The organism is Collinsella aerofaciens (genome assembly GCF_001404695.1).
GTDB lineage: Bacteria > Actinomycetota > Coriobacteriia > Coriobacteriales > Coriobacteriaceae > Collinsella > Collinsella aerofaciens_E.
In genome coordinates this window covers 1-5439 of sequence record NZ_CZAQ01000053.1, presented here as the reverse complement: position 1 = coordinate 5439, position 5439 = coordinate 1, and the positions used below count along the sequence as shown (strand labels likewise).

3 protein-coding genes are annotated in these 5439 nt (G+C 62.9%); 1 reads left to right on the top strand and 2 read right to left on the bottom strand.

Features of this window, described 5'->3' with window-relative positions; genetic code table 11:
* Positions 1–344: 344 nt before the first annotated feature.
* On the bottom strand, positions 345–1025 hold the full coding sequence (gene pyrE, locus AQ996_RS09250) for an orotate phosphoribosyltransferase (protein ID WP_055252623.1): 681 nt from the start codon (positions 1023–1025) through the stop codon (positions 345–347).
* Positions 1026–1460: 435 nt separating this feature from the next.
* On the opposite strand from pyrE, the gene mgtA reads away from it, so the two are divergent.
* Positions 1461–4229 (top strand): magnesium-translocating P-type ATPase, encoded by a 2769-nt coding sequence (gene mgtA, locus AQ996_RS09245; RefSeq protein WP_055252621.1) that lies wholly within the window; start codon positions 1461–1463, stop codon positions 4227–4229.
* A 140-nt stretch (positions 4230–4369) separates the two neighbouring features.
* On the opposite strand, the gene AQ996_RS09240 is transcribed toward mgtA, so the two are convergent.
* Positions 4370–5281: an ROK family protein gene (locus tag AQ996_RS09240; RefSeq protein WP_055252619.1), complete on the bottom strand. Its 912-nt coding sequence runs from the start codon at positions 5279–5281 to the stop codon at positions 4370–4372.
* Positions 5282–5439: the final 158 nt, after the last annotated feature.

The following is a 5439-nucleotide window of genomic DNA, read 5'->3' as shown; positions in this document are numbered from 1 at the left end:
GGCCGTCGCGAGGAAGCGGCTCAGGGCGATATACGCCGTGATGCGCGACCGGGTGCCCTACCGGGAGTAGCCCCGACGGTTGACAAAACTATAGGAACACCCAATGACCACATCAGGAGTGTCCCCAGGTGCCGACACAAAAGGAACGTCCCCAAGTGCCGCATCGCCAGCAACGGGAGTGCCGATGTTTTGGTAGCGACAGCGAAAACCCGCCAGAGCGAGCAAGGTGCCTTGAAACGAGGCGGCATTGACCTTCTGGTCATGCCGCCGAAGTTGAAAGGCAGATTGCCGCTCTGGCGGGCTTGCAGCGTCGAGCCGTTACGCGGTTTGGTAAAACCGCGTAACTAACGGACTCCGTACTGCTCGTAGTAGGCATCGATGGCGGCCTTGAGCTCGTCATCGATGACGACCTTGCCGTCGATCTCGTGGTCGTAGAGAGTCTCGACGACCTCGGCCATGGAAACGATGCTCGCGACGGGGAAACCGTACTTGGCCTCGATCTCCTTCTGCGCGGTGGTCACGCCGCCCTTGCCGACCTCCATGCGGTTGAGCGAGACGATAAGACCCTTGATCTCGACATCGGCAGCAGCCTTGACCTTGGGATAGGTCTCGTCGATGGACTTACCGCTGGTGGTGACGTCCTCGACCATGACCACGCGGTCGCCGTCCTGGGGCTCGTAGCCCAGCAGGTTGCCCTTGTCAGCGCCGTGGTCCTTGGCCTCCTTGCGATCGCAGCAGTACTTGACCTCCTTGCCGTACAGCTCGTGGTAGGCAATTGCGGTCACGACGGCCAGCGGAATACCCTTGTAGGCCGGTCCAAACAGCACGTCAAAGTCGTCGCCAAAGTTATCGTGGATGGCCTGGGCGTAATACTCGCCCAGCTTCTTGAGCTGATAGCCCGTCACGTAAGCGCCGGCGTTCATAAAGAACGGGGACTGACGGCCGCTCTTGAGCGTAAAGCTGCCGAATTTCAGAACATCGGACTCGACCATGAACTTGATGAACTCTTGCTTGTAAGCCTCCATGCGGGCTCCTCTCGTAATCGCGTACGTGCCTTCCAGTTTAGCGCAGGCAGGGCATATTGCGGGCGCGCTTTGAGCCCGCAGTATTCTGTAAAGGCTTTGTCAGGGGTAATGGTTTTCCGAACAATGGGGTTGACACGGCAAACCCCCTCATCAAAAATACGGGCGGATTGAAACGGGTACGAAATGCCCGAAGCGCATCGCGCCCGGCCTTAAGGAGGTGTGCCATGGAAGGCAGCCATAGTCGAAAAACCTGCATGTCGCCCTCGACACGCCGCGAGGATTCCGCACACGCATAAGTGCCAATAGCCAATCGTCAAAACCACCACAAAGGTGCCTGTCCCCTTTGTGGCGGTTCGTGAGTATGACGTGGGCGACATCTAGGTTTTTAAAGCAAATACGACACGTACGCTAACTCCCTTTAACAAGGAGGACCCTATGCTGATGCTCAAAATCGCCACGGTACTCGAAGCCATCTCCAAGCGCCGCCGCACGGCGCGCCCCGCCGCTCACACCGGCCTGTCCAAGAACACCATATTCGCCGCCACGCATAGCGCCGAGGACGCCCTCGTGCTGCTCGACGCCACGGCTGACGGACTCACCGCCGAGCACGCCGCCGAGCGCCTGGACGCCGCCGGCCCCAACACCATCGAGGCGCCGACTAAGACGCTCGCCCGCCGCATCGCCGACGCGTTCATCGATCCCTTCGCCGGCATCCTCGCCGCGCTCGCGCTGGTCTCGCTCTACATCGACGTGCTCGCCGTACCCGAGCCGCAGCGCGACCCCTCCACGGTCATCGTCATCGGCATCATGCTGCTGGTATCGGGCGGCATGAAGTTTATCCAGGAAGCCCGCAGCGGCAATGCGGCCGAGGCCCTCAAGGACCTGGTCTCCAACACCTGCTGTGCCCTGCGTGACGGCGAGCGTATCGAGATCCCCTTTGACGAGCTCGTCCCCGGCGATGTGATCCGCCTCTCTGCCGGCGATATGGTGCCGGCCGATGCCCGTATCATCACGACGCGCGACCTGTTTGTGATTGAGTCCGCGCTCACGGGCGAGAGCGAGGCCGTCGAGAAGACCACTGCCGCAGTTGTCATCGAGGGCGCCGACAGCTCTGCGCTGCCGCTGTCTGCCTGCAAGAACATCGTCTTTACCGGCACCTCCGTGCAAAACGGCACCGCCATGGCGCTTGTTGTGGCCACCGGCTCGGACACCTACCTGGGCGGCATCGCCAAGATGCTCAACGGGCGCGGCGAGAAGAGCGCGTTTGACCGCGGCGTCTCGAGCGTCTCCATGCTGCTCGTGCGCCTCATGCTCGTTATGGCGCCGGCCGTCTTTGCCATCAACGCCGCCACCAAAGGCAATGTCATCGACGCGCTGTTGTTCGCCACGAGCGTGGCTGTGGGCATCACGCCGCAGATGCTCCCCGTCATCGTGACCACGAGCCTGTCGCAGGGCGCCAAGGACCTCGCCCGTCGCCAGGTTATCGTCAAGGAGCTGGCGGCGATCCAAAACCTCGGCGCGATGGACGTCCTGTGCTGTGACAAGACCGGCACCCTCACCGAAGACCGCATCGTGCTCGAGCGCTACCTCAACACCGACGGCAACGAGGACGCACGCGTGCTGCGCCATGCGTTTTTGAACAGCTTCTTCCAGACTGGCCTCAAGAACCTTATCGACCTGGCCGTCATCGACCGCGCCGATGTGACGCCCTCGGCCGCAGCACCCGATTCCATGCTGGGCCAGAGCCTGCGCGACCGCTATACCAAGGTCGACGAGGTGCCCTTCGATTTCTCGCGCCGTCGCCTGAGCGTAGTTGTCGCCGACGCCCAGGGTAAAACCCAGATGGTTACCAAAGGAGCTGCCGAGGAAATGCTCGAGATCTGCTCCTTTGTCGAAGTCGATGGTGCCGCCCAGCCGCTCACCGAAGATAAGCTCGCCCAGATTCGCCAGCAGGTCACCGGGCTCAATGCCGAGGGCCTGCGCGTGATTGCCGTGGCGCAGAAGACCAATCCGCGCTGCGTGGGCGAGTTTGGCATTGCCGACGAGTGCGACATGGTGCTGATGGGCTTTTTGGCTTTCCTCGATCCGCCTAAAGCAAGTGCCGCGGGCGCCGTCGCCACCCTCGAGGCCAAGGGCGTGGCGGTCAAGGTCCTGACCGGCGACAACGACCGTGTCGCCGCCACCGTCTGCGAGCAGATTGGTATCGATGCGAGCAACGTCTTGCTCGGCTCCGAGATCGATGCGCTCGATGACGCCGAGCTTGCCGAGCGCACCGAGAACACCCATCTGTTCGCCAAGCTCTCGCCGCTGCAGAAGGCGCGCCTGGTGCGCGTCATGCGCGAGCTGCTCGGCCACACCGTGGGCTTTATGGGCGATGGCATCAACGACGCCGCCGCCATGCGTGCGAGCGACTGCGGCATCTCGGTCGATTCGGCCGTCGACATCGCCAAGGAATCCGCCGACATCATCTTGCTCCAGAAAGACCTGGGCGTGCTCGAGCGCGGCATCATCGAAGGCCGCCGCACCTACGGCAACCTGCTCAAGTACCTCAAGACCACGGTGAGCTCCAACTTTGGCAACGTGCTGTCCGTGACCGTCGCGAGCCTGTTCTTGCCGTTCTTGCCCATGAGCGCTCTGCAGCTGGTGCTGCTGTCGCTGGTCTACGAGATCGTGTGCATCGCGCTGCCGTGGGACACCGTCGACGACGCCTGGACTGCCCGTCCGCGTGCTTGGGACGCCGCGTCCATCAAGGGCTTTATGCTCGAGCTGGGCCCCGTGAGCTCGCTGTTTGACATCGTGACCTTCGCCGCGCTCTTCTTTGTGGTGTGCCCCGCCGCCGTGGGCGCAAGCTGGTCCGAGCTTGCCGCCGCGGGCGACGTCGCGGGTATGGCGACCTTTGCTGCGCTCTTCCAGAGCGGCTGGTTTGTCGAGTCCATGTGGTCGCAAACGCTCGTGATCCACATGCTGCGCTCCCCGCGTCTGCCAAGCCCGCGCGACCACGCCGCGCCCGCGCTGTGCGTCCTCACCGTGCTGGGTCTGGCGCTCGTCACCTGGCTACCGGCAAGCCCCGTCGCCGATGCGCTCGGCCTCATGACGCTACCAGCGAGCTTTTTCGCGCTGCTCATCGGCATCGTTTCCGCCTATATCGCGCTCACCCAGCTGGCAAAGCACCGCTACATCACCCGCCACGGCGAGCTGCTGTGACACCTGAATTGCGGCGCGCGACCCATCAGGCGGTTAAAAAGTCTCGCCTCAAATTAAACCGCCCCCATTTCCCGTGCTAAGGAAATGGGGGCGGTTCACGCCGGCCTTTATCTTTTTTTGACAGCCTCGTTTGGCTCGCGCTACACCAAGCGCATGGCCTCCTGAACAGCACCGTAAAGGTTGGCGTCGTTGCCGAGCTCGGCCGCCTTTATCTGCGGCACAGGAATGCCGGCAAGGGTCCCTTCGTAACTCGCGAGGGCCAGCGGCATCTGTACACGCAGGGCATCGACGAGCTCGGGATGGCACGAGATGCCGCCTGCGATCACAAAGACCTCGGGGTCGAGCACGGCCTGCAGGTTGATGAGCTGTCCGTCAAAGGCGCGAGCGTAGCGGTCGAGCGCGCGCTGCGCCGCCATGTCGCCATCCGCGATCCACTCAAAGACGCGGCGGCCGTCCACCGGAGAATCCGCAGGCAGGCCCTTCTCGGCAACGGCGGCATCGCGGAGCGCACGCCAACCGCCCGAACCCGCAAAGGAGTTTTCCATGCTCGCAGCAGTCGTGACATCGTTGCGCAAGAAGCTAAACTCGCCTGCAAAGCAGTGCGCGCCGCGCAGGACCTTGCCGTCGATGACGATACCGCCGCCGATGCCCGTGCCGATAGCGAGCACCACGCCAAAACGCGTCCCGCGCAGAGCGCCAGCCGCATACTCACCGAGTGCACAGCACTTACCGTCGTTATTGACGGCAATCGGCACCCCCAGAGCCTCGCGCATAAGCTTTCCGAGCGGACAGCCATCCATAAACGTGAGCGCACCACCGCGATGGATCGTTCCTGTGACATCTCCCTCGTAGATGCCGCCGGGCGCACTCACGCCCACGGCGCTCACGCGCTCGCGATACGGCTCGACGAGCGAGATCAGCGCCGCGACCGTCTCATCAGCCGTGGTAAAGCCCGTCGGCAGGCTTCCGCGCTCGCGGATGGAAAAATCCTCGCCCAGCACAGCCCATTTAACGGCCGTACCGCCCACATCGATTCCAAAAAACTCCTGCATGTTCACTCCTTACAAGCGTAGCCCCGGACGCGCATCGCCGCGACCATCACAGGGGCTACCCATTACAGTCTGAAGTGGGCCACCGATAAATTTCGATGGCGAGCATTCGGCGCATTGCCTACGATACGGGCAAGCCCCGAGGGGCCGCCGATCGGGCG